General features: G+C 48.4%; 19 protein-coding genes and 1 pseudogene. 6 read left to right on the top strand and 14 right to left on the bottom strand.

The genetic code is table 11. The features are described from left to right. Positions 1–271: 271 nt before the first annotated feature. The 3 genes and pseudogenes from ACTCCX_RS05895 to ACTCCX_RS05885 form a co-directional block, all read right to left on the bottom strand. Positions 272–2,551 (bottom strand): annotated as a pseudogene (locus ACTCCX_RS05895) (glycoside hydrolase family 65 protein). 146 nt (positions 2,552–2,697) lie between these two features. Then, complete coding sequence (locus ACTCCX_RS05890) at positions 2,698–4,008, bottom strand: alpha-amylase family glycosyl hydrolase (RefSeq protein ID WP_068561048.1); 1,311 nt, start codon at positions 4,006–4,008, stop codon at positions 2,698–2,700. Between the two features lie 20 nt (positions 4,009–4,028). Then, positions 4,029–5,732 (bottom strand): glycoside hydrolase family 13 protein, encoded by a 1,704-nt coding sequence (locus ACTCCX_RS05885; protein WP_463275154.1) that lies wholly within the window; start codon positions 5,730–5,732, stop codon positions 4,029–4,031. Between the two features lie 261 nt (positions 5,733–5,993). Between ACTCCX_RS05885 and proC the strand changes: the two genes are divergently transcribed. Continuing rightward, positions 5,994–6,812, top strand: a complete 819-nt coding sequence (gene proC / locus ACTCCX_RS05880) for a pyrroline-5-carboxylate reductase (protein ID WP_086942996.1) — start codon at positions 5,994–5,996, stop codon at positions 6,810–6,812. A gap of 104 nt (positions 6,813–6,916) precedes the next feature. On the opposite strand, the gene perR is transcribed toward proC, so the two are convergent. Next, positions 6,917–7,405 carry a peroxide-responsive transcriptional repressor PerR gene (gene perR, locus ACTCCX_RS05875; RefSeq protein WP_463275153.1) on the bottom strand — a complete coding sequence of 163 codons (489 nt, stop codon included), beginning with the start codon at positions 7,403–7,405 and terminating at the stop codon, positions 6,917–6,919. A 281-nt stretch (positions 7,406–7,686) separates the two neighbouring features. Here perR and ACTCCX_RS05870 point away from each other — a divergent pair, with 281 nt between their 5' ends. Further along, positions 7,687–8,784 (top strand): FUSC family protein, encoded by a 1,098-nt coding sequence (locus ACTCCX_RS05870; RefSeq protein WP_463275152.1) that lies wholly within the window; start codon positions 7,687–7,689, stop codon positions 8,782–8,784. 108 nt (positions 8,785–8,892) lie between these two features. Here the strand turns inward: ACTCCX_RS05870 and ACTCCX_RS05865 are convergent, their stop codons facing one another. From ACTCCX_RS05865 to ACTCCX_RS05830, 8 genes are all read right to left on the bottom strand, one after another. Beyond that, on the bottom strand, positions 8,893–9,705 hold the full coding sequence (locus ACTCCX_RS05865; protein WP_463275151.1) for a Cof-type HAD-IIB family hydrolase: 813 nt from the start codon (positions 9,703–9,705) through the stop codon (positions 8,893–8,895). 338 nt (positions 9,706–10,043) lie between these two features. Beyond that, entirely contained in the window at positions 10,044–12,023 is a 1,980-nt protein-coding gene (pulA, locus tag ACTCCX_RS05860; protein WP_463275150.1) for a type I pullulanase, read from the bottom strand. 453 nt (positions 12,024–12,476) lie between these two features. After that, complete coding sequence (locus tag ACTCCX_RS05855) at positions 12,477–13,634, bottom strand: SGNH/GDSL hydrolase family protein (RefSeq protein WP_463275149.1); 1,158 nt, start codon at positions 13,632–13,634, stop codon at positions 12,477–12,479. Positions 13,635–13,806: 172 nt separating this feature from the next. Next, complete coding sequence (gene ntdP / locus ACTCCX_RS05850; protein WP_068561041.1) at positions 13,807–14,352, bottom strand: nucleoside tri-diphosphate phosphatase; 546 nt, start codon at positions 14,350–14,352, stop codon at positions 13,807–13,809. A gap of 123 nt (positions 14,353–14,475) precedes the next feature. Beyond that, a complete protein-coding gene (gene mutY, locus ACTCCX_RS05845; protein ID WP_463275148.1) occupies positions 14,476–15,753 on the bottom strand; it encodes an A/G-specific adenine glycosylase in 1,278 nt (425 codons plus the stop codon). Continuing rightward, positions 15,753–16,589 (bottom strand): recombination regulator RecX, encoded by an 837-nt coding sequence (recX, locus tag ACTCCX_RS05840; protein WP_463275147.1) that lies wholly within the window; start codon positions 16,587–16,589, stop codon positions 15,753–15,755. The genes mutY and recX overlap by 1 nt, the downstream gene beginning before the upstream one ends. 184 nt (positions 16,590–16,773) lie before the next feature. Further along, complete coding sequence (locus tag ACTCCX_RS05835) at positions 16,774–17,595, bottom strand: general stress protein (RefSeq protein ID WP_463275146.1); 822 nt, start codon at positions 17,593–17,595, stop codon at positions 16,774–16,776. Positions 17,596–17,711: 116 nt separating this feature from the next. Further along, positions 17,712–18,758: a competence protein ComK gene (locus tag ACTCCX_RS05830; RefSeq protein ID WP_463275145.1), complete on the bottom strand. Its 1,047-nt coding sequence runs from the start codon at positions 18,756–18,758 to the stop codon at positions 17,712–17,714. Positions 18,759–19,030: 272 nt separating this feature from the next. Here ACTCCX_RS05830 and ACTCCX_RS05825 point away from each other — a divergent pair, with 272 nt between their 5' ends. The 4 genes from ACTCCX_RS05825 (at position 19,031) to ACTCCX_RS05810 (ending at position 21,004) form a co-directional block, all read left to right on the top strand. After that, the gene (locus ACTCCX_RS05825; RefSeq protein WP_463275144.1) at positions 19,031–19,570 is read left to right on the top strand and encodes a sigma-70 family RNA polymerase sigma factor; all 540 of its coding nucleotides are present in this window, start codon (positions 19,031–19,033) and stop codon (positions 19,568–19,570) included. A gap of 91 nt (positions 19,571–19,661) precedes the next feature. Next, positions 19,662–19,868, top strand: coding sequence for a DUF1659 domain-containing protein (locus tag ACTCCX_RS05820; RefSeq protein ID WP_086629677.1), 207 nt, complete (start codon positions 19,662–19,664; stop codon positions 19,866–19,868). 57 nt (positions 19,869–19,925) lie between these two features. Continuing rightward, positions 19,926–20,159, top strand: a complete 234-nt coding sequence (locus ACTCCX_RS05815; RefSeq protein WP_463275143.1) for a DUF2922 domain-containing protein — start codon at positions 19,926–19,928, stop codon at positions 20,157–20,159. Between the two features lie 134 nt (positions 20,160–20,293). Beyond that, complete coding sequence (locus tag ACTCCX_RS05810) at positions 20,294–21,004, top strand: LysM peptidoglycan-binding domain-containing protein (protein WP_463275142.1); 711 nt, start codon at positions 20,294–20,296, stop codon at positions 21,002–21,004. Positions 21,005–21,058: 54 nt separating this feature from the next. On the opposite strand, the gene ACTCCX_RS05805 is transcribed toward ACTCCX_RS05810, so the two are convergent. Next, the gene (locus ACTCCX_RS05805; protein ID WP_463275141.1) at positions 21,059–21,208 is read right to left on the bottom strand and encodes a hypothetical protein; all 150 of its coding nucleotides are present in this window, start codon (positions 21,206–21,208) and stop codon (positions 21,059–21,061) included. 30 nt (positions 21,209–21,238) lie between these two features. Next, complete coding sequence (locus ACTCCX_RS05800) at positions 21,239–21,493, bottom strand: hypothetical protein (protein WP_086989442.1); 255 nt, start codon at positions 21,491–21,493, stop codon at positions 21,239–21,241. Positions 21,494–21,592 lie beyond the last annotated feature (99 nt).

Here is a 21,592-nt window from a genome sequence, read left to right as displayed (position 1 = left end):
GATACCCCTTATACTTTTGGTTTGGTTGCTAACAAGTATATCGTATCTACATGATTTTTTTTGTTTATTTCCTTATGCATTTCATTTTACAATTTTCCATTATTTGAATTTTTTTATTTATTTATTCCCCCAAGTTTCCGGCTGACTTTATGGCTACAATTTTAGTGTCTTCAGCTTCCATTCAACTGCCTATACACTTTCCATGACAATACGGCTCTTCAGCAATGATAGAACGCAATTAAGGGCCGCCTTCCAGCAGCCCCCAATTCGATCAGTGCTTCGTCTTGACGACGACAGCTTCATTCACTTGCACCAATTCATCATTTAAATACACAGCTAACTCTGGTCCTTCTTCTATAGTGAGGGTCACTTCTCCACCGATCACTTGCACATCAAGCAGGCTGCCGCGGAAATTGATTTTTAAAATCATAGCCTTGCCAATTTTTAGGAACGAATGGTTTGAAATGCAGGGCGCCCTCTTTCACGCGCATTCCGGCAAAGCCTTGAACGATAGCCAACCAGGCACCGCTCATCGAAGTGATGTGGAGCCCGTCATCCGTATCATTGTTGTAGTTGTCCAGATCGAGCCTAGCGGTGCGCGCATATAATTCAACAGCTTTTTCTTCCTTCCCAAGTTCCGCAGCCAGGACAGCGTGCACGGATGGGGACAAGGAAGATTCGTGCACAGTCATCGGTTCATAGAAATCAAAGTTGCGTCTCTTTTCTTCCATACTGTACCGATCATTCAGGAAATAGATGCTCTGCAGCACATCGGACTGTTTGATGAACGGGGATCGCAGGATTTTATCCCATGACCAGTGCTGATTCAAAGGCCTTTCGCTCGGATCCAACGTATCGGCAGGACGAAGGTCTTCATCAAGGAACGTGTCATGCTGTACGAAAACGCCGATTTCCTCATCATACGGATAATACATCCGGGCAACAATATCTTTCCAGTGCTCCGTTTCCGCTTCCGTCAGGCCATGCTCTGCCCATTTCTCAGGGGACACTTTTTTAGCGCGTCCAGCGTGTACTGCAGCGTCCAAGTTGCCATATTGTTGGTGTGGTAATTGTTGTTGACATTGTTTTCGTACTCATTAGGACCCGTCACGCCATGGATCATATATTTTTGATTGCGTTTAGAAAAATGGACCCGATCCGCCCAGAAACGGGAAATACCGACCAGGACATCGATTCCCGTTTCAACAAGGTAGTTTTCATCGCCAGTATAATTCGTGTAGTTATAGATGGCATGCGCAATCGCCCCGTTGCGGTGGATTTCCTCGAAAGTGATCTCCCATTCATTGTGGCATTCGACCCCGGTGAAAGTCACCATCGGATACAAAGCGCCTTTGAGACCCTGCTGGCGTGCGTTATGGAAAGCACCAGGTAACTGCTGATGACGGTAGCGCAACAACTGGCGGGTGACTTTCGGATCGGCCACGGAAAGGTACATCGGCACCATGTATGCCTCCGTATCCCAATAAGTGGCGCCGCCGTATTTCTCGCCGGTGAAGCCTTTCGGACCGATGTTCAAGCGTTCATCTTCGCCGTAATAAGTAGAAAAAAGTTGGAAAAGATTGAAGCGGATCCCTTGCTGCGCTTCGTCGTCGCCCATTATTTTCACGTCCGCTTTTGTCCATCTCGCTTGCCAAGCACGTTCATGCGCGGCGATAAGCGTGTCGTAGCCTTCTCCAGCAGCTTCAGTTGCCATCTTTTTGGCGATAAACGCCTGCTCAGCATCCGGAATGTCCCGGCTGGTGACAACAGTGACATACTTGTCAAAAACGACCTTTTCGTCCGCGGAAACGATTCCTGAAAAAGTTTCTTCTACTAAAAGGCCGCTTTCGTTGCAGCCGGTTTGCCTCAATCCAGAAACACGGTTGCTCATCGCTGCAGTGACCGTGAACTGGTCGATCCCGAACGGATTCGGAATCGTTTTGGTGCTCAGACTGACAGGCGCATCCAGCGTACGCCCAGCTTCTTCCCAGAACATCTCCTCGTAATTTGCATCTTCGTTCGTCACATTGCCATCCAGACGCGGGGGGAATTCCAGGTCGGCGGACCCTTTCAACACTTCTGCCGTTACCCGCACGAGACAAAGCTCCTTCTGTGAGATGCTGACGAAGCGTTCAAAAGTGAACTTGATTTCCGCAGCATCGCTCTCGCTTTTCCAAATGAAGCTGCGGTTCAATACGCCTCGGCGCATATCCAATTCCATATGAAAATCCGCGACAGGCTGCTTCGCTAAATCAAGCGGTTCCTCATCAACGAGGATACCCACAGCAATGAAGTTCATGGCGTTGATGACTTTCCCGAAATATTCGGGGTAGCCGTTCTTCCACCAGCCCACACGCGTTTTGTCGGGATACCAGACACCCGCCAAGTAGGACCCTTTATGGGTATCGCCTGAGTAACCCTCCTCAAAATTGCCGCGCATCCCCATATAGCCATTGCCGATTGAAGTCAAGCTTTCCTGCAGTCGCTTCTCTTCTTTGTCCAATACAGCCGTCTTTATTTTCCAATGGTCGATATCAAAGAGCCTTTTCATATAACAGTCCTTATTTCCGGAATCAGATGCCGGTCCTTTTCGGAGACCGCATAAAATTGATTGTTCTGATGACTCTATTATCCCAATTTCGGCCACCTCAGTGCAAGCGCGCCCATACATTATTCTATAATATTTCCCATGTGCTTTCAGACCTCGATCAGCAGCGCTTCGCCGTAACTCTTGAACAAAATCGGCACGCCGCGGGTCTCCAGCAAACCTTCACTGATTTGATACTCCTGGTCATCCAGCTGATTCCGATAAGCACCATCCGGCAAATCGACAGCAACCTTGGCAGCTTTCCCATCCAGGCAGAAAATGCCCGTCAGCCTTTCATTCCCGAACCGGTAATGGCCGATGACCGTTTCCGATCCGGAAGCTGCTTTCAGGTCATAACTGCCCTCCCGAACAGCGCCTTCCCGCTTGAAACGTTGCAGCCGCTGCAACAAAGGTGTCAGATCCTCCTCACTGGTCCACGCAATCGGATCCTTTTCGAACAGATCCGGCAGGTGCGCCGTCGCGGTCTCCTGTCCGCCGAAGAGCAGCAGCGTCCCTTTCTGGAAATAGGCAAAAGCAGTCCAATTCCGCAGCCTGCCGATGTCATCGATCTTCGAGCGGATGCGTGGATGATCATGGTTCTCCAAGAAACGCAATTTGACGTAATTCACGGGATAGATGCCGTCCTGGAACAGAAGGACATCAAGATAATTTTTGAGGCTGATTTCCCCCCAGAAGTAAGCCTGCTGGAAATCGTGCACATCATAGTCGTAGGTGATATCGAAGGCTTCATACAATTCACTGTCGGAATGGCCGACATTACCCCGGTCCCGATTCATCCTCAGAAAACTCGGGTGGACTGATTCGGCCAACCAGATAACGCCTTCTTTGACTTCTGCGACTTCTTTTTTGGCTCGAATCCAAAATTCCAACGGCACGAGACTCGCCACATCGCAGCGAAAGCCATCAACAATGGAAGCCCATTGCTTCAATGTCTCGATCTGGTAATCCCACAAATCCGAATGACTGTAATCCAAGTCGACGATATCATACCACTCGCCGATTTTATTGCCCATTTCGCCGTTCGGTCTGCGGTAAAACCACTCCGGATGCTGTTCGACAAGCCGTGAATCCGGCGACGTGTGGTTATACACAACATCAATCATCACTTTCATACCTAAATCATGAATCGCGGAAACCAGTGCTTTGAGGTCATCTATCGTCCCGTAGGCAGGATTGACCGCGCGGTAATCTTTGATGGCGTAGGGACTGCCTTCCACGCCTTTACGCTTCGTTTCACCGATGGGATGGATCGGCATAAACCAGATGATGTCGGCCCCCAGCCCCTTTATACGTTGCAGATCCGGGATGATGGCGTTAAAAGTCCCTTCAGATGTGTGATTCCGAACATAGATGCAGTAGATAATTTGATTCCGTAAGTCCAAAAGTGTGTCTTTTGCCATAAGGATCCTCCTTAACCATTTCAGCTATTGTAAACGGTCTGGAAAACAGCCACACCGTAAGGCGCCAAGTGCAACGTTTGCCCTTCCAGCCTGTTCCCTTCATTTTGCAACAGAACTTGGCGGTAACCATGGGACTCCAACTGATGAAGCACAAACTCCTTCGGCTGGTCCGTGACGTTGCAGATGACCAGACCGACTTGTTTGTCCATCACACGTTCATAGACATAAAAATCATCGTGCGTATCCCAGAGATGATAGTCGCCTTCGACGAACAGATCCGTCTTCTTCAGATCCAATACTTTCCGGTAAAAATGCAGGATACTGCCGGGATTGGCTTCTTCCGCGGATACGTTATAATCCGCTTCAACATTGATGCCACTCCACGGGGGGACTGTCGAAAAACCGGCAAAAGCCGACTGATCCCATTGCATCGCACCGCGGCTGGCGTCCTTTGAACTTTCCCGCAGATTGTAGAGAACCGCTTCTTCGCTGTACCCCAACGCGAGTGCGTCCTTATAGAACGTCTTGGCTTCCGGAGATTTAAAATCTTTGATGTCGTTCAAAAATAGATTTTTCATCCCAAGCTCCTCCCCATTCAGGATGAAAGGAATGCCTTTCTGAAGATACATCAGAGCCGCCAGCATTTTCGCGCTGTTATCGCGGTGCTTGCTGTCGTCCCCAATCCGGGAAACGACCCGAGCCATATCGTGGTTGTTCCAATAGAGCGTCGGACCGCCTACATCCGCCATGACTTTCTGCCACTCCTGAAGATTTTTCTTGAAGGCGCCGTACAGCAGCTTCGTCTTTTGCATATTCGAGGAAAGGCGCGGATCTTTCGATTTTTCATCCATCGTGAAATAACGGAAAGTGATGACCGTGTCGCAGCCGCCGAGAACGGGATCGGTATAGGAACGCGCCAGCTCGACGGTTGCCGAAGCTGCCTCCCCGACGATGAACGTATCCGGATAGCGTTCCCGTAGAGTCGAGGTGAAGAATTTCATGTATTCATTGATTTTTGGAAGATTGGCGTAATAATTCTCAGCCAATCCGATTTCCCCTTCGTCCAGCCCTTCCACATCCGGGAAACCTTCTTCCTTTTGCAGATGGATAAAAGCATCCAGTCGGAAACCATCGACTCCCTTATCGAGCCAGAAAAAGGCGATATCGACCATTGCGCGCCGCACTTCCGGATTGGCCCAATTCAGATCCGGCATTTCTTTCGCGAACAGATGGAAATAATATTGGTCACCTGATGGTTCCTTTTCCCAAACAGTTCCGGTGAAAAAAGATTCCCAATTATTAGGCAGATCCTGCCCGCCTTTTTTGCCGTCTGCCCAGATATAATAATCGCGGTACGGATTATCTTTCCCCTTTAAGGCTTCCTGGAACCACGGATGCTGTTCCGAAGTGTGATTCATCACGAAATCGAAAATGACTTTGATGCCGCGTTTATGCGCTTCGAGAATCAACTCTTCAACCTGAGCCATCGTCCCGAAAATCGGATCGATTTCGAGGAAGTCGGAAATATCATAGCCATTATCGACTTTCGGCGATTTGAAGATTGGATTCAGCCAAATCATGTTGACGCCCAAATTTTGAATATAATCCAAACGATTGATAACACCGCGGATATCCCCGATACCATCCCCGTTGGAGTCCTGAAAACTCATCGGATACACTTGATACACAATCAATCCATGCCACCACTCACGCACATTACCCATACCAAAAACCTCACTTTCGTGATGGCTAGCTTCAATGGTTCGTTCAGACTAACCCGTGAAGCTAGCCATCATTATTCGTTGGAACAATACTTACCTTAAGCTTACCCAAAAGGCCTAATAAAAACAAATCACAGGATGTGATGATGCCCATACTTTGCAGAATTCCATCATTTTCTGTACGATTTCCCTTTTTTCTTGTTATAATGATAAAATTAAGGAAATCAAACGAACTTACTCATCATCCAAAAGGAGTCCTCATCCATGAAAAAAACAATCGGATTTATCGGCAGCGGGAATATGGGCGGAGCCATCATCGGCGGGCTTGTCGGTTCTGCACTTGTCGCACCTAACCAAGTCATCGTATCCAGCCAAGATAACGAAAGCCTGCAAGCACTGAAGGAGCAACACGGCATCCGCATCGCGGCCGACAACAGACAGGTGGCAGTCGAGTCGGATATCCTCTTTTTGGCCGTCAAACCGAATGTCTACACTGTCGTCATCGATGAAATCAAAACATCCATCAAAGAGAACGTAGTCATCGTCACGATTGCAGCCGGAAAAAGCTTGAGTGACATCGAAGAACGCTTCGGCCGCAAAGTCAAAGTGGTCCGCGCCATGCCGAACACCCCTGCTTTAGTAGGCGAAGGCATGACCGGCATCTGCGCCAACGAATTGGTGAACGTCGCTGAGCTGACGGATGTCAAAAACATCTTCGACAGCTTCGGCCGCAGCGAAATGGTTTCGGAATACATGATGGACGCAGTGACGGGCGTCAGCGGTTCATCCCCGGCCTTGGTCTTCATGTTCATCGAGTCATTGGCGGATGGTGCCGTACGCGGCGGAATGCCCCGCCAACAAGCCTATAAATTTGCGGCACAAGCTGTTCTCGGATCCGCAAAAATGGTTCTGGAAACCGGCAAACACCCAGGCGAACTGAAGGATATGGTCTGCTCCCCGGGCGGAACGACGATCGAAGCCGTTGCCGAATTGGAGAAAAACGGATTCCGATCCGCTGTCATCTCAGCAGTCCAGACAACTATCGACAAATCCATCGCCATGAGCAAACCGAAAGAAAACTGAAAACAACCAAAACAAAACCCCTGAGCTGCTCACTCGCTTAGGGGTTTCGTTTACTATGCAAAAAGAGCTCTTCCCCGGAAAACCTGAGGAAGAGCTCTTGACTATTAATGATGGTGATGATGCCCGGCAGCTTCCGCTCCGTCAGCAATATCTTCTTTTTGGATCCCATTTTCCTGACATTCAGGACAAATGCCATAGACTTCCATGCGGTGATGGCCGACTTGGAAACCGGTCAAATTTTCGGCAACCATCTCCACATCATCCAATACCGGATAATAGAGATCGACGATTTTCCCGCAACTTTCACAGATTGCGTGATAATGTTGCGTGTTACTGAAGTCAAAACGGCTCGAAGCATCTCCGTATGCCAATTCCTTCACGAAGCCGATTTTTACGAAAAGTCTCAAGTTGTTGTAGACAGTGGCAGCACTCATGTTGGGAAAACGATCGGCCAACGCTTTGTAGATATCATCCGCTGTCGGATGCATCCTGGACTCGACCAAATATTCCAAAATCGCGTAACGTTGTGGTGTAATTCGGATATTTGCATTTTTCATTTTCTCGATTGAATCATTTACGATTGTATGGTGCATGGTGTATCCCCCCTCTTCTGGAATCACTTGTATATGATAGTCATTATAATTTACATTTAGCTGAGTTCATCATATATCGATTTGCCGAAAATAGCAATACATAAGCCCTTAACATTCAAAAAATTCCTTACTTTTTATTATCATGTCGCAGATGGAAACGAATCCAGAACGGCAGTTTTCAAACAACCATCCTGTCGACCTTTACATGGCCACGGGATTAGTATATTCTTAATTTGGATTATTTTTTTTTACATCATTTATCGACTTGGAGCTGAATCTATATGAAACTTGGCGCCCGCACCTTTAAAACGGGTCTCGCCGTCGCATTAGCAATGATTGTCGCCCAATACTTCGGATTCGAAGGCGGAGGCGTCATCGCAGGCATCGCAGCCATTTATTCCACCCAACCTTCACTTGGCCGTTCTTACACCAACTTGAAAAGCCGAATCATGGCCAATACAATCGGTGGCTTGGTAGCCGTTTTCGTCGTCATGACCTTGGGATACAACATCTATCTGCTCGGTATTTCAGTGATGTTGTTGATTGCCATCCTGAATGCCCTCAAGCTCGAAGACGTGATCGGGTTGTCGATCGTGACGTTGATCGTTATTATGGTCGGCACGGATGACAATTTGATGTTAAGTGCCACCTATCGCGTATTGGAGACATTCGTCGGCGTCATCATTGCTTTTTTGGTCAATACATTCGTCGCCCCACCGCGATACGACGAACGCCTGTACCACACGGTGGACTATGCCACTACCGAATTTCTGATTTGGATCCGTGCCGGTTTGCGCAAGAATACCGAATACTCCATCATGAACAACGATCTGAAATGGGCGCGCACGCAGCTCAAAAAAATGGACAATCTTTATCAATACTTGACCGAAAGCGGCCTGTTCAACAAACAAAATAAATATCAGAACAAAAAAATGCTGGTCGTCTACCGCAAAATGATCCAAACGACACGCTCCGCCTTCCACGTCCTGGAAGTGCTCCACGATTACGAAAATGTTTTCTATCAGTTTCCTGTCGAAATGCGCATCATGATCCGTGAACGCTTGGAAACCTTAATGAGCGGCCATGAACAGATCATGCTGAAATTCAGCGGACGCGTTCGGGCCAATCAAGTCAATTTCTTTGAAGCAGATAAAGCCCAACGCCACGCAATGATGGATGTCTTTTTCCAGCGCGCCCAAGAAGAAAGTGATTTCGGCAAGTACAGCAGTTCCGAAAGCTACGGCATCATCCACCTGATGAGTGCCATCCTGGCGTACGAAGACGATCTGGTTCACTTCAACAAACTGGTCCGAAGCTACAAAGCGACTCCGGGCAATAAATCAAAAAACATCAATAATATCGAAGACATCATCCACTAAAGAGTCGGCCAACTTTTTTAGGGACAGCAAGAAAGAGGCGTGCAATCGACCAAGAGTATTTTCTTGTCGACTGCGCGCCTCTTTTATATTCTGAAAACATTTTTGGATCTAGCTTTGGAAAGCCCACTTCTCGATGGCATGGGCCACGCCGTCTTCTTCGTTGGATAAGGTGATTTCATTGGCAATGCTCTTCAGATTATCGGTTCCGTTGGACATCACGACACCCAGACCGGCAACTTGGATCATTTCATAATCGTTCTCGCCGTCGCCCAGCGCCATTACTTCCTCCATCGCGATCCCCAGATGGTCCGCCAATTTAGTCAACGCAGTGCCTTTATTTGAGCTCTTCTCCATTACTTCCATAAGGAAATCCTGGCTACGGACGATATAGAAGTCATCACGCATCTTGACTGGAATGGCCGAATCAATGACATCCACCTCGCTCGGTTCGCCGATGTAAAGGATCTTCATCAAGCCCATCTCTTCGGTTACCGCTTTGGGATCCAATACGCTGATGTCCATGTTGACGATGGTGGCATCCTTCTGCATCGATTCCGTCACTTCATCTTCCAGACTGTAGTAATGGTGCTCCCCGACCAACAGCGTGCCGGCAGAAAACCCTTTTCCGAACTCGTAAATTTCCTGCACCTCAGCAAGCGTCAAGGTCTTTTTGTAGACCGTTTCATTCGTGTCCGCGCGCAGAATATAGGCGCCATTCTGTGCGATGATGTAGTCCTCATGTTCGCCAAATCCCAGTTCGTCCGCGTAAGGCTTGATGCCCGCAGGCGGACGGCCTGTGCATAGTACGATTTTGATACCTCGACGCATTGCCTCTTGGATCGTCTCTTTCACTTTTTGCGTCATCACTTTCTGGCCGTTGACCAACGTGCCGTCGATATCGATTGCTATCATTTTTATCATCAGTGAACCCACCCCATCATTTTCATTCGATGTATTTGCCTATTCATTGTACCAAAAAATGCTTTAGGATGTGACAATCTTGCATAAAGCAGAATGAAAAATGTTGCATAGAACAGCAATCAGGCCGGCGCCTGATCACCAACTCCGGCCAAGACCTGGACCGCCGGAGTTCATCGCAGATTCGGTGGCCCATCTCCGGCGACCACCCGCTGGCCGGAGATGGGCTCAGTTTCGAACGCTGTCCTCCGTTCAAGCCGTCCTCCCCGGAGGACAGCTCCGGGCAGTTCCTGCATACCAAAAAACGGCCGCCTCAAGTGAGACGACCGCCCGGACTACCATCATTTATTTTTTACAAGCACTGTAACGGAGAGGTATTCCACCCGGATGCGGGATAGTCCTTCGACTATTCTCGGTTCATCCAAGTTCGCTTTGCCGTCTTCGATTAACACTCGATAGTCTCCGGCTTCAACATCAAAATCGATAGCATTCGTCTGGCCATTGAAAATGACGTAGTATAACTTTTCCGTGTCCTCCAACTGATACACAACGATTTGATAGTCTGCTTTGACTATATTCATGTGCTCCTTGACTTCATCAATGGTCCGCAAGCGGAATAACGGCTCGTGCTTGCGCAACGCGATCAAGCCTTTCATGTAATCCACAGCCTGTTTCATTTCAGAACGACGGTGCCAATCCATGCGGTTGATCGAATCCGGAGCATTGTAGCTGTTCTCCAGCCCGTTCTTTGTGCGCATGAACTCTTGCCCTGCATGAATGAACGGGATGCCTTGGCTCAGCAGAACGAAGCTGCTTGCCAAAAGATGGCGCCGCATACGGGAACCTTCATCATCCCATGGCAGCGAAATCTTCAATTTGTCATAAAGCGTCAAATTGTCGTGAGCCTCCACATATTGCACCATCTGGGCTGGAGTCTTGTAGTTGCCTCGGCTAGCGGGGTAGTACGCTCCGCCTTGCAGATTTGTGGCGATCCAGCCTTCCATGAACGGTTTGCCGGTGACAAAGCCGGTATCGTTCCCGCTGTTGAAGTCGGAACCTTTGATTGCTTCACGCAACGCATCATTGAAATGAGCCACACCGGGCATGCGGTCCGCATTCTGTTGGACAGCCTTTTCGGAAGGAGGCAGATTGGTGTTCAGATTCCACCCTTCACCGAGAATGATGATGGAAGGATCGATTGCATCCAAAGCGATACGGATTTCATTCATCGTTTCGACATCATGGATTCCCATCAGATCAAAGCGGAATCCGTCCATGTGGAAGTTCTTCGCCCAATAAGTGATGCTGTCGATGATGTATTTGCGCATCATATAACGCTCCGAAGCGGTATCGTTACCGACACCCGTCCCATTGGATAGCGTTCCATCAGCATTTTTTCGGAAATAATAACCTGGCACAGTTTTTTCCAAAGCATGCAGTTTCGGTAAATAGACGTGATTGTAAACGACGTCCATGATGACACGGATTCCCGCATCGTGCAAGCCTTGGATCATTTCCTTCATTTCCAGGATGCGAACTTCCGGCTGATAGGGATTGGTGGCATAGGATCCTTCCGGAACATTGAAGTTCTGCGGATCATAACCCCAGTTGTATTGTTCCAACGGTTTCAACTCATTGACTGTGGAAAAATCGGCCATCGGCAAAATTTGGACATGGGATACACCCAGTTCTTTCAGATAATCCAAACCTGTCCTATCGCCATTCACGGATAATGTCCCTTCCTCGACCACTCCCAAGAATTTACCTTTGTTTGTAACTCCGCTTGTTGGGGAAATCGTAAAGTCACGAATATGTAATTCATAAATAATGGCGTCGACTGGTGAAGCGATTGGTTCCAATCGGGGTCCCCATTTTTTTGGATTGGTATTGAATATATCCAAAATAACGGAACGTTCTCCGTTTGCGGTTGTCGCGTAACTATAGGGATCGACCGTTTCGACGACTTTGCCATCCGGGAAAGTAATCGCATATTTGTATGCGGTCCCTGCATAGTCCCCAATCATAATGAGTTCGTGAGTCCCTCTTCCGCCTTTCCCCATCGTGTGTCTTTTCTTCTCTTTGCGGTACAGACTTTCATAAACAATTACTTCTACACTGAGCGCGGTCGGAGCCCACAACCGCAGAATAGTCCTCTGCGGTGTATAAATTGCCCCCAATTCTCCATCAAATGAATACTTTTTATCAAAAACAGGCGACTGCACAAATTGCTCTAGTGGATCATCTAAATTATCTAAGTCGTATTGATAACAAGTAGTCGATGGAACGTCAGTCCGTTTCCGTTCATCAACTTGTATGTACATGACATTACCTCCGAAAAATCTTTTTTCTGGTGAAATTGCGTTTAAGCAGCTGTCTATTGTGCAGCGGCCTCCAAATTTGCCTGCATGTTTGTGAAATACATAATCTTCGACCTACACAGAACACCTTCCCATAAAACGCTTACATCTTTTGTTCATGCCATAATTATACATCAAAAACATGATAATATCAATATTCCGAAGAGTATCTCCGGAAGTAAAAGCAATAATGTTTTTGTGTTATCCTAACTCAGATAATTTGTGAAGTCCAGATGCTGGCAGATTGACTTATCCGCTTTATTGTGGCCGATAATACGAAAAAATCACTAAAAAAGCTCGCATATACCGGACAATCCGATACATGCGAGCTTTATATTCTGTGATTTATTGGTGATGATTTGCTGAAAACGTTCAGTCGTCCGATCACTGTCAAAAAAGAATCAGCAGATCATCCGGCTATTCCGACAAACCACCATCAATTTCCTGATCTGCATTTCCTCCAGTTCCATTGATGTTCTCAGAAGAAATTGAATTATCTGGCGCACTCGGCAAAGGTGTAGTCGGATTAGGCTCAACATAATCATAAGTTGGCGCAACGTAGGTCGGCACTTGATAAACCGGTGCTTCGTACACTTCCTCTTCGATAACTGGCTCCTCGATTACAGTGACTGGCGCCACCGGAACGACCAATGATGGAGCAATAGGTGTGTAGGCAGGTTTTTCACCTTCAACATACAGACCGGCCGTAGTATCGACTATTTTTGTTCGTAGGCTGTTGGCAAAGAGTTCTCCATAAAGTTGCTGTCCGGCTTCGTTCAATTCCAAACCGGCTGCATCCATATAGTTGGCCAACGTTTCGCTGCGGTTCGTCAACTCAGCTAAGAAATCTGCATGCAGGTCATACAACGGAACAGTGAAAGCTGCATTTTCTTCCACCAGATTATTGGTATAGTTCCGATAATCCAAGGAACGTGAATTCCAATCAGCCATTTTGGACTCTGCCGGAGGTGGCGTCACCAAGACGATCAGCGTATTAGGCAAAGCAGCCCTGATTTCATCATAAATCTTGTAGATGTTTTGCGTTGAATCCACCAAACTGATATCAACCACTTGATCGGTTTTCGTCGGGATCGTGTAAAAAATGACATCCGGATTGCTGGCGACCATTTCCTGAACATACTGGCTACTCAGATAAACCGAGCTGCTATCAGAAGGGTAGCTGAAGAAAGAAGTCGACAGGTTTTCTAGCGGAAAGTCTGTCTGAATACCGGCAATGGCGGACTTGGCCCAAGCTGCATCTGCCGCCACGTCACCGAAAAAGACGACATTGACTTCCTTCGTATGATGATGAACATATTGCAGATAATCGATGACCGGCGCGCTGTTTCGGTTCTCCGCAAACGCGGCCAAGAACTGCGCATAAGCTTCGGATGTGTCACTCTCTGCGACTATAGACTCCTGGGAAGAAGCTGTTTCCGCAACAGTTTCCGTTTGTTTCTCACCTTCATTCAATAATGCCTCTTTTTTAGCGGCCGCGTATTTATATCCAAAAAGAACAATGGCAATCGTAAGGATACCCATGATGGAAACAAGCACTATTTCCCTTTTTTTCATTCTGATTCCTCCAATATTTTAATCGTATTTCAAATATTGACTCTATATTACAGATATATTTATCATAATATAACGGTTGTGTTAATGCACGGTATTTTTTCGGACAGGCGGATATTTCGATAAAAAACCAGCCGATCATTAAGCTCGACTGGTTTTTTATAATTTGGATTCATCACGAGTTTTGCTGATTATGCGACAGCTGACAGTACCGCTCATACCATAGGTCGACGTATTCTTTGGAAAATGGACCTTTTTCTTCGTTGATCCAGCTCACCAAAATCTTAACGTTCTCCTTCAGGATATGGTCGATCTCTTTTGGGTAATTCATGCGATTGCGATGCAATTCATACTCATCTACATCAAGCAAACGTTTTTCACCATCAGGAAAAACTTTAATGTCCAGGTCATAATCGATGTACTTCAGTGCTTCCTGGTCGATCACATAAGGCGATGCCAGATTGCAATAGTAGGAGACACCCTTTTGGCGGATCATGGTGACGATGTTGAACCAATAATGTTTATGGTAATACAACAATGCAGGCTCTCTGGTGACCCAGCGACGCCCATCTGCTTCCGTTACTAAGGTGTGATCATTACAGCCGATTATGGATTGGTCACTAGTTTTTAATACCATGGTGTCACGCCACGTTCGATGCAGGCTGCCGTCATGCTTATAACTCTTTATGGTGATGAATTCTCCCTCCCGAGGATTATGCATCACGGTGCCCAACTTTCTTCAACTATTTGAGCCCTCGCCGGAAATCATTTCGGCGGAACTCTCAACTTTCAGTTCATTGAACAGTATATCATAGAATGGAAATGGATTGCGAAATTTTAGCAATTATAAGCCAAATTCTTTTCGGGTCTGTTGCTTGAATTGTTGCCACATTTTTTGCTGCGGCACCGGGAATGCATAATCGGCAAAATCATTTTCGCTGACCCAACGGCATTGTTCGGGTAAACGGCTATCCTCTTTCGTTAATACGCGTCCGTAATAGCCGGTGATGTGCCATTTTATATGACTGAAAACATGATTGACCGATCCGGTTTCCGCCTTCAACCAGACCGGCTTCAAGCCGTATTTCTCAGCCACAACTTCGGAAAGCTTCGCTTCGATCTGGTTAAAAGAGGGCAGCTTTTTGTCGGATTTGTTTGCAGTTTCTGTCAACTTCTGGAATTCCTCCGCAACCAGCAGTTCCGTCTGGATGCTGACCGCCGATTCTGGTTCCGCAGCCACTGTTCCGGGTATCGCATCGAGATCCAGTTGAATCAACGGAAACGTCCAAAAATCCGCCAGTAGCCCGCTGCTCGGACGCTTCTCCAAAAGGAACTGCTTTTCCTTGTTTTGCAGGATGATACCCTGCAGATTCATCGGTACCGGCCTTTTCGCTTTGCTTTTGACCGGGTAAAGATGCATCGTTCCATTTTTGTAGGCGGCATTGAAGGCCTTGATCGGGCTGATTTCAGGCTGCGGATTCAGCGGCGAACAGATGCTCGAGCCCAGATCCATCAAGGCTTGGTTGAAGTCGCCCGGCCGCTCCGGGTCGATCAGTTCGCGCACGACCGCCTCAAAAATTTTCCGGCTGGCTGGTTTGGCGATATCGGCATCGATTTCAAACAACCGGCTCATGACCCGCATGACGTTGCCATCGACTGCCGGCTCGGGTATCTGGAAGGCGATACTGGAGACAGCTCCTGCCGTATACGGACCGATTCCCTTCAGCTTCGCGATTTCCTGGGGATCTTCCGGGAAAACACCGCCGTATTCGGCGACGATCTGTTGCGCCGCTTTCTGCATGTTCTTGACACGAGAATAATAACCCAGCCCTTCCCACGCCTTCAGGATCGCGTCTTCCGGAGCTGCCGCCAGCGCTGCGATGTCCGGGAATTTATCCAGGAAATTATGATAATACGGGATGACCGTATCCACCCGTGTCTGCTGCAGCATGATTTCCGAAACCCAGATGCTGTAGGGATCGCTCGTCCGGCGCCAAGGCAGATCGCGTTTCTCTTTGTCGTACCAGTCCAACAGCGCTTTGCGGAAAGCCTGTATTTTCTCGGCCGACCACATTTCGATGCCGGCTGCTTTGAATATTTTTGTATGTTCCGATTTTGTCATTATTCTGCTTCCTGTTCCTTTTCTTCGATATAGGCGGAGATCATGTCTCCCTGGTAGCCTTTTTGGTAAAGGCCCGATCTCACTTTTTGCTGCAGCTCACGGCCTTTCGCTTTGCGCTCATAACGGCGCCAAAGCTTGTCCCCTTGCAGACGCAATGCGGCCATTTCATCCTCTTCCTCTTTCTTCGTTTCGATCTCTCCCATAACTTCCAGGACGATGTCGGAAGGATAGCCTTTCTGATGCAGATGGAGACGGATTTTTGAAGCTGCTTCATGCGAAGAAACCCGGCTTTGTTTGCGCAGTTGCTTCTCAGCAATCGTTTGGGCATTTTCCAACTGCAACGCATGCGGATATTGTTGCAGGGAAATGGCGATGTCTTCTTCCGACAAGCCCTTTCCTTTCAGTTCGTTGGCGATGAGTTGCGGTCCCTTCAGGTTCAGGTTAGCCGCCGTGCGCGTGTAGCTTTCGCCATAGATACGGTCATTGACGTAATTCTGATCCACCAGCCTCGTCAGCGCACGTTCGATCGCGTCCGGGCTGATTTCTTCATCGTGCAGTTTTTTGCGGACCTCTTTTTCGCTGCGCAGACTGTAGGACAAGTAATTGACGGCCGTCGTGTAAGCCATGTAATCGTAATTTTCCTTCTCGATTTCGGCGCTGCGCTCTTTCGTCAGCGTCATCCCTTTATGCAAGCCAACCTTTATGAGCACGGCTTCTGATATCGGAAAGGCGTACTCCCCGTCAATGAAGACGTTGAAACGGTCCTTGCGTTTTTTCTGGACAGTTATTTTTGTTACGACAGGCAATTTTTCAGCCTGTTCTTCGGTATGATCCATGTTCTACATCCTTTCGGCGAATCTCACTTGCTATTATACATGCAAAACACAAAAGGAACAAAACGTATGTTCGAAATTATTTCTTGGAACGGAAGTGGCCCATATAGTTTCGGCCGCGGCAAAACGCACAAAAACACCAAAGGCTGCCTCGAAAAAAAGAGGCAGCCTTTGGTGTTTTAATCAATCACAGAGCCGGTTTTGGTTTGTCCGTCTCGTCATAATCAGGCTCGATATCTTCTGAATCTTCGCCGGCTTCGGGAACGACAGTGTCGCCTCCGAACGGGTCTTTGGAAAACTGTCCCTTCTCTTCATTCACTTCTGGAAGGGAATCGTCTTTGTCGAACTGCATTTCAGGCAAATGGTGACTCTCTTCCGCCATTGCAGGATCAGCTACCGTTTCCGCTTCGATCGGTTGGCCGGTGATGTCATCGGTCACATCAGCAGGTTGAGTCGGCGCCGCAACTTCAGCTTCGGTGCCTTCCCGTTTCTTCGCGGCTTCGATGGAATGAGCCGGCACATCGCCAACTTCTTCGCTGTCGGCAGCTATCCAATCCGGTTTCGAAGCGGTAGCAGCTGTGACTGCTTCGACAGGGACGACTTTTTCGTCAGGCAGAATGCCGTCGCGCACGAGAAATTCAGAATGCTCATCATTGATCGGAGCCGCATCGTCGATCAGCAGCAGCAATTCCCCATCATCCAACGCATCCTCAAACCGTTCGTACGTATCCTCGTCAATGCCATAGCGTTCGAAAATCGCTTCTTCCTCTTCTTCGTCCAAATCAACCGTAAAGAATTTTACGATCTTGTCCCATAAGGAATCTTCCTCGCGGTCTTCTCCGGTTATGATGACCTGCACCGCCGTCTCCTCCGTGATGAAATTGCTCTTGCCGTTGCGGGTGATGACCAGCAATTGCTCAGGTGCATAGCCCTCATGCTTGATCAAATGCGTGATTTCATCGATCAGCATTTCCTGATTAGCAAAGGTACCTTCGATTCTCTTGTCCATAACGATTCCTCCCATTACTGAAGATGTGTTCTTTGCATTCATTGTAAAATACTTCCACCTGAATCACAAATGATAGCCGTTGTCATAGCGAGTAAATCAAAAATCTGTGCGGCTGGCTAGCGCACCGTGTTCCTGAGGTGGGGCAGATCGTCGTAAAGATTCTCCCTTAAGAGCTGCAACGCTTCGTCCGTCACTGGATTGTCACGCAACGAAGGATGCTTCAAAGCCGTTTCTGCAAAGGAAAATTGAAAAATCCGGATGTAATCTTCCATCGAGATCAGCGAAATACGATCAGTGTGCGCACGGAAAGCATTCCCCAACAGATTGTTTTCACGCTCCTCTTTCCTCCCATCGACGTAATCGAAGTTCTTCAAGACGTTGCGCAAAAGGTGCTCTTGGCGATGGATGGCCTGATCGGCTTGTTTGACCTTTTCGGCGAAGAATTGCGGGCGCACCGGCAGTTGGATGACATGCTGATTGACGCAATGGACTTCCACCCCTTTCTCCCCTTTCAGCGCTCGATAGCGCTGCACCTTCGAAAGGTTGATCCAGGAACTCTGCTGGCGGGTCGGACCGCTCAACGGCAAAAAAGAATACCTCCCGAAAACATAAGGTACGCAATGGCTGTCTTTGCCGCTGACCCGGGTGGAGATGCCCCGGATGAAATCATAGTTGAAGCCAATCAGTTCGAATAAGGAATACATCACATTGTTGCTGTTTTCGCGCGTCTTGATGAGCCGGCCGTCCTTGAAGAAGATGAGCGTCTTGAAATCGGTCCGGTGCAGCTTGGGGTCCAGGCTAAGCAAGTAGAGAAAGCTGTTGTCCAGCACAAAACGATCCAGAGGCCAAGCCTTTTCCAGATAGATTTGGATACTCTCCGGATCAAGTAGGACAAGGAAAGGTTCCGGCGCATCTTTTTTCTGGCTGGTTTGCGAAACCGACTCCTTCAATGAGGTGCGCAGATGCGAAATGATTGTTTCCAACGTCGCCGGATCAAGTGCTCGGCCTGAATTTTTTGTCGCCGCCAAGTCATTCAGGCGTTGTTCAGCAAGCCACTCTGCCGAGGATTGAGCGGCAATCGGCTTACTGAATTTTTCGGTTATTTGGTTATCCGCTTGCCGATCCGGCTTCTTTTGAGAATTGCGATTTGCCATATTTTCCATAAAATCCCCCCAACTAGGAATGTTTAATAAAAATATATACTACTTTGCATTCGAATGATACAAGAACGCTTACATTTTATCCGTTATCGACACAAAAATGTCCAAATTTGAGAGTTGATTCGTTTTTGTCGTTTTTTTTGCCGCATTTGCCGTTTTGACCATTTTGCCTCCGGACCGCTAATATGGGCATCAGCAAGCTTGCCGGGCCGTGATGAGCATGCACAGGGAAATCCCCTGCATCACGCCATCCACTACATAACGGAGGCAAAAACATGAATATCAAAAAAAGAATCTGCACCGATGAAGCCGCCACCCTTTTGAGCGAGCTTTACGCGGGTGTCATCCATCATTGTCTGAAAAAAATCAATCGGTACCCGGACCACAACGACTACGACGATTTCTACCAATTAGGGCTGATCACCCTTTTTGACACTTACGAAACTTGCCTGAAGGACGCGCTCGCAACCGAGAACAGCTTTCTGTTCGTCAGCTATGCCAAACAAAAAATCCACTGGACTTTCCTGGACCAAATCCGCAAGGACCGGAAAAAAGAAAGCCGCGAAGCCTACCTTTCCGAAGAGGAGCTGGAGGAAATCCCCAATGCTGCCTCGTTTGAAGACCAACTGGAGCAAGAAGATCTTCTGCAACGCCTTTGCGCCTGTCTGACAGTCGAGGAGAACGCCTATTTGCGGGACGCGCTGGAGGGACTGAACATCACCGAAATCGCCAAGAAACAAAAGATTTCGCGCAAAACGATCTACAAAAGAAGACGCCACATCCAAACCAAAGCCAGCACTTTTCTGAAGGTCTGACAGACGGGGTTACACATCACCTATCCCCCTTCGTCGTTATTGGTGTAAGCAGTCATGACACTTACCAGAAAAGAAAATGGAGGAATGCCAAATGGTGAAACAATACGAAGAAGGAAACATCGAGCTTTATTTCAATGATTTTGCAAACGAGAAGGAAGTCAAACAGTCATTCGCGAACCTGAAACCAGGCGTCACTGCTGAACAGGTCCAATCCTTCCAAACAGCCGTATCCGGTCTCGTCGATCTGCCTGCAGCCTACGCAGTCGTAGTCGAAAAGAACCGCTACTCCATCGCCTAAGCCAACCGAAAGCAGCTCGATAATCACTACCCATCAGACATCTAGGAGGAAATGAACATGACGACAACAGTAACCTTGGAATTGAAATTTTTGACAGCCGACGGGAAAACCCGCAGCTTGAGTGTCAAGAACCCGAAAAGCGGCTTGACATCGGCTGAACTGCAACCGGCAATGGATGCCATCATCGGCTTGAACGCGTTCGAAGTGAAAGGGATCAACCCCTTCACGGCAGTCAACAGCGCTCGCTACGTGGAACGCACCATCACCGACCTGATCGCCGAAGCCGAATAAAAATCAGAAAAGCAGGACAAGCCGCTTGGACTGCTACAGCTTAAGTATTCATCAACAACGCCTAGGGTGTCTCATTCAGAGGCACCCTTTTTTTGTCGCTTATCCCATCGAGAACACACACGAGGAGGAACACCATGAACTACACTATCGAAAAACGGATCTTTTCCATCTATCAGAATCCTCTCACCGCCAACAACCTGGTCATCGCCCATGAGTCCGGCAACCCGAACAACGTCGGCCGCAACAGCCTCGAGAACGAAGTCAGCTACATGCAGCGCAACTGGCAGAACGCCTTTGTGTCACACTGGGTCGGCGGAGGCGGGAAAATAATCCAGATCGCCAACACGGGCAAAGTCCAATGGGGTGTCGGCCCGAAAGCGAACGGTTATGCCTATGCCCAAGTCGAGCTGGCTCGGACAAGCAGTCGCCCCATCTTTGAACAGGACTACAAAGCCTACGTCTGGCTGCTGCAGAAATTGGCGCTGGAAGCAGGCATTCCCTGCACGCTGAACAGCGGAGCGAGCGTACATGACAAAGGCATCAAAACCCATTCCTGGGTTTCCAAAAATGTCGGCGGGACGAACCATAACGATCCGGATGGCTACCTCGCGAGCTGGGGTATCTCGCAGACCCGGTTCCGTCAGGACATCGAAGCCGGACTCTCTGCGTTGCCTCCCCTTGCGAGCGCGCCCGGCACGTTCCTGCTCCACCGCGTCGTGAAAGGTGAAACGCTTTGGGGCTTGTCGCGCAAGTATGGAACGACCCCAGCGACGCTGAAGCAGCTGAACCAGCTGTCGGGTGATCTGATCTTGATTGGACAGCAATTGAAGGTGCGCCAGTACTGAGCCTGCCTACCGCCGGGAATGGTCTGCTCCGGGGAACGCAGGCTTCGCCGCAGTTCAGTCCACATTTTTGATTCCTGCTCCGATGAGGCAGGCTTCGTCGAAGATGAAGCCCATCATTACCGGTGACCTCCGGCGATCCGACCCCTCGCCGGAGCTGAGGGCGCCGATTCCGGCGCCAGAAAAAGAAGGCCAGCCCCGAATCATGCCGGGGCTGGCCTTCTTTTGTGGTTTCCATCAATAATAAGCGCGTTCGTAGTTGAATTTGCCGATGTCCAGATCCAAAAACTCTCTGATAAGGGCATATTGGACCTCTAGCGGTTCCTCTTTGACCTCCTCGCACAAGTTTTGGCAGCTTCTGAAAAACGCGGCTGCCTCATCGGTTGTTTCGAACAGATACTCCTCCGCTAATGTGTCGTCTTCGACAAAATGAATGACGACCCCTTTCTTATCCTCCAAGAAATCCATTCCCAATACCGGTGTCATGAACATATGCAATCAATCCCTTCTCGTCTTGTTAAGTGGCCTTTGCTGCTTGATAAGACCTACACTGGTATTATCCGCAAAAATACGCGCCAACTTTTTTTATTT

It is taken from the genome of Trichococcus sp. (assembly GCF_055118575.1).
The sequence above is the reverse complement of the archived record's forward strand: the minus strand, read 5'-3'. Positions and strand labels throughout refer to the sequence as shown.

Bases quoted from the DNA above. Each gene is read 5' to 3' on its own strand.
- ACTCCX_RS05855 (WP_463275149.1), bottom strand. From the start codon at position 13,634: ATGAAAAAAAGGGAAATAGTGCTTGTTTCCATCATGGGTATCCTTACG.
- proC (WP_086942996.1), top strand. From the start codon at position 5,994: ATGAAAAAAACAATCGGATTTATCGGCAGCGGGAATATGGGCGGAGCC.
- ACTCCX_RS05835 (WP_463275146.1), bottom strand. From the start codon at position 17,595: ATGGACAAGAGAATCGAAGGTACCTTTGCTAATCAGGAAATGCTGATC.
- ACTCCX_RS05810 (WP_463275142.1), top strand. From the start codon at position 20,294: ATGAACTACACTATCGAAAAACGGATCTTTTCCATCTATCAGAATCCT.
- ntdP (WP_068561041.1), bottom strand. From the start codon at position 14,352: ATGCATAATCCTCGGGAGGGAGAATTCATCACCATAAAGAGTTATAAG.
- ACTCCX_RS05890 (WP_068561048.1), bottom strand. From the start codon at position 4,008: ATGGCAAAAGACACACTTTTGGACTTACGGAATCAAATTATCTACTGC.
- pulA (WP_463275150.1), bottom strand. From the start codon at position 12,023: ATGTACATACAAGTTGATGAACGGAAACGGACTGACGTTCCATCGACT.
- ACTCCX_RS05800 (WP_086989442.1), bottom strand. From the start codon at position 21,493: ATGTTCATGACACCGGTATTGGGAATGGATTTCTTGGAGGATAAGAAA.
- ACTCCX_RS05830 (WP_463275145.1), bottom strand. From the start codon at position 18,758: ATGGAAAATATGGCAAATCGCAATTCTCAAAAGAAGCCGGATCGGCAA.
- ACTCCX_RS05815 (WP_463275143.1), top strand. From the start codon at position 19,926: ATGACGACAACAGTAACCTTGGAATTGAAATTTTTGACAGCCGACGGG.
- ACTCCX_RS05865 (WP_463275151.1), bottom strand. From the start codon at position 9,705: ATGATAAAAATGATAGCAATCGATATCGACGGCACGTTGGTCAACGGC.
- mutY (WP_463275148.1), bottom strand. From the start codon at position 15,753: ATGACAAAATCGGAACATACAAAAATATTCAAAGCAGCCGGCATCGAA.
- ACTCCX_RS05870 (WP_463275152.1), top strand. From the start codon at position 7,687: ATGAAACTTGGCGCCCGCACCTTTAAAACGGGTCTCGCCGTCGCATTA.
- ACTCCX_RS05825 (WP_463275144.1), top strand. From the start codon at position 19,031: ATGAATATCAAAAAAAGAATCTGCACCGATGAAGCCGCCACCCTTTTG.
- perR (WP_463275153.1), bottom strand. From the start codon at position 7,405: ATGCACCATACAATCGTAAATGATTCAATCGAGAAAATGAAAAATGCA.
- ACTCCX_RS05820 (WP_086629677.1), top strand. From the start codon at position 19,662: ATGGTGAAACAATACGAAGAAGGAAACATCGAGCTTTATTTCAATGAT.
- ACTCCX_RS05885 (WP_463275154.1), bottom strand. From the start codon at position 5,732: ATGGGTAATGTGCGTGAGTGGTGGCATGGATTGATTGTGTATCAAGTG.
- ACTCCX_RS05805 (WP_463275141.1), bottom strand. From the start codon at position 21,208: ATGATTCGGGGCTGGCCTTCTTTTTCTGGCGCCGGAATCGGCGCCCTC.
- recX (WP_463275147.1), bottom strand. From the start codon at position 16,589: ATGGATCATACCGAAGAACAGGCTGAAAAATTGCCTGTCGTAACAAAA.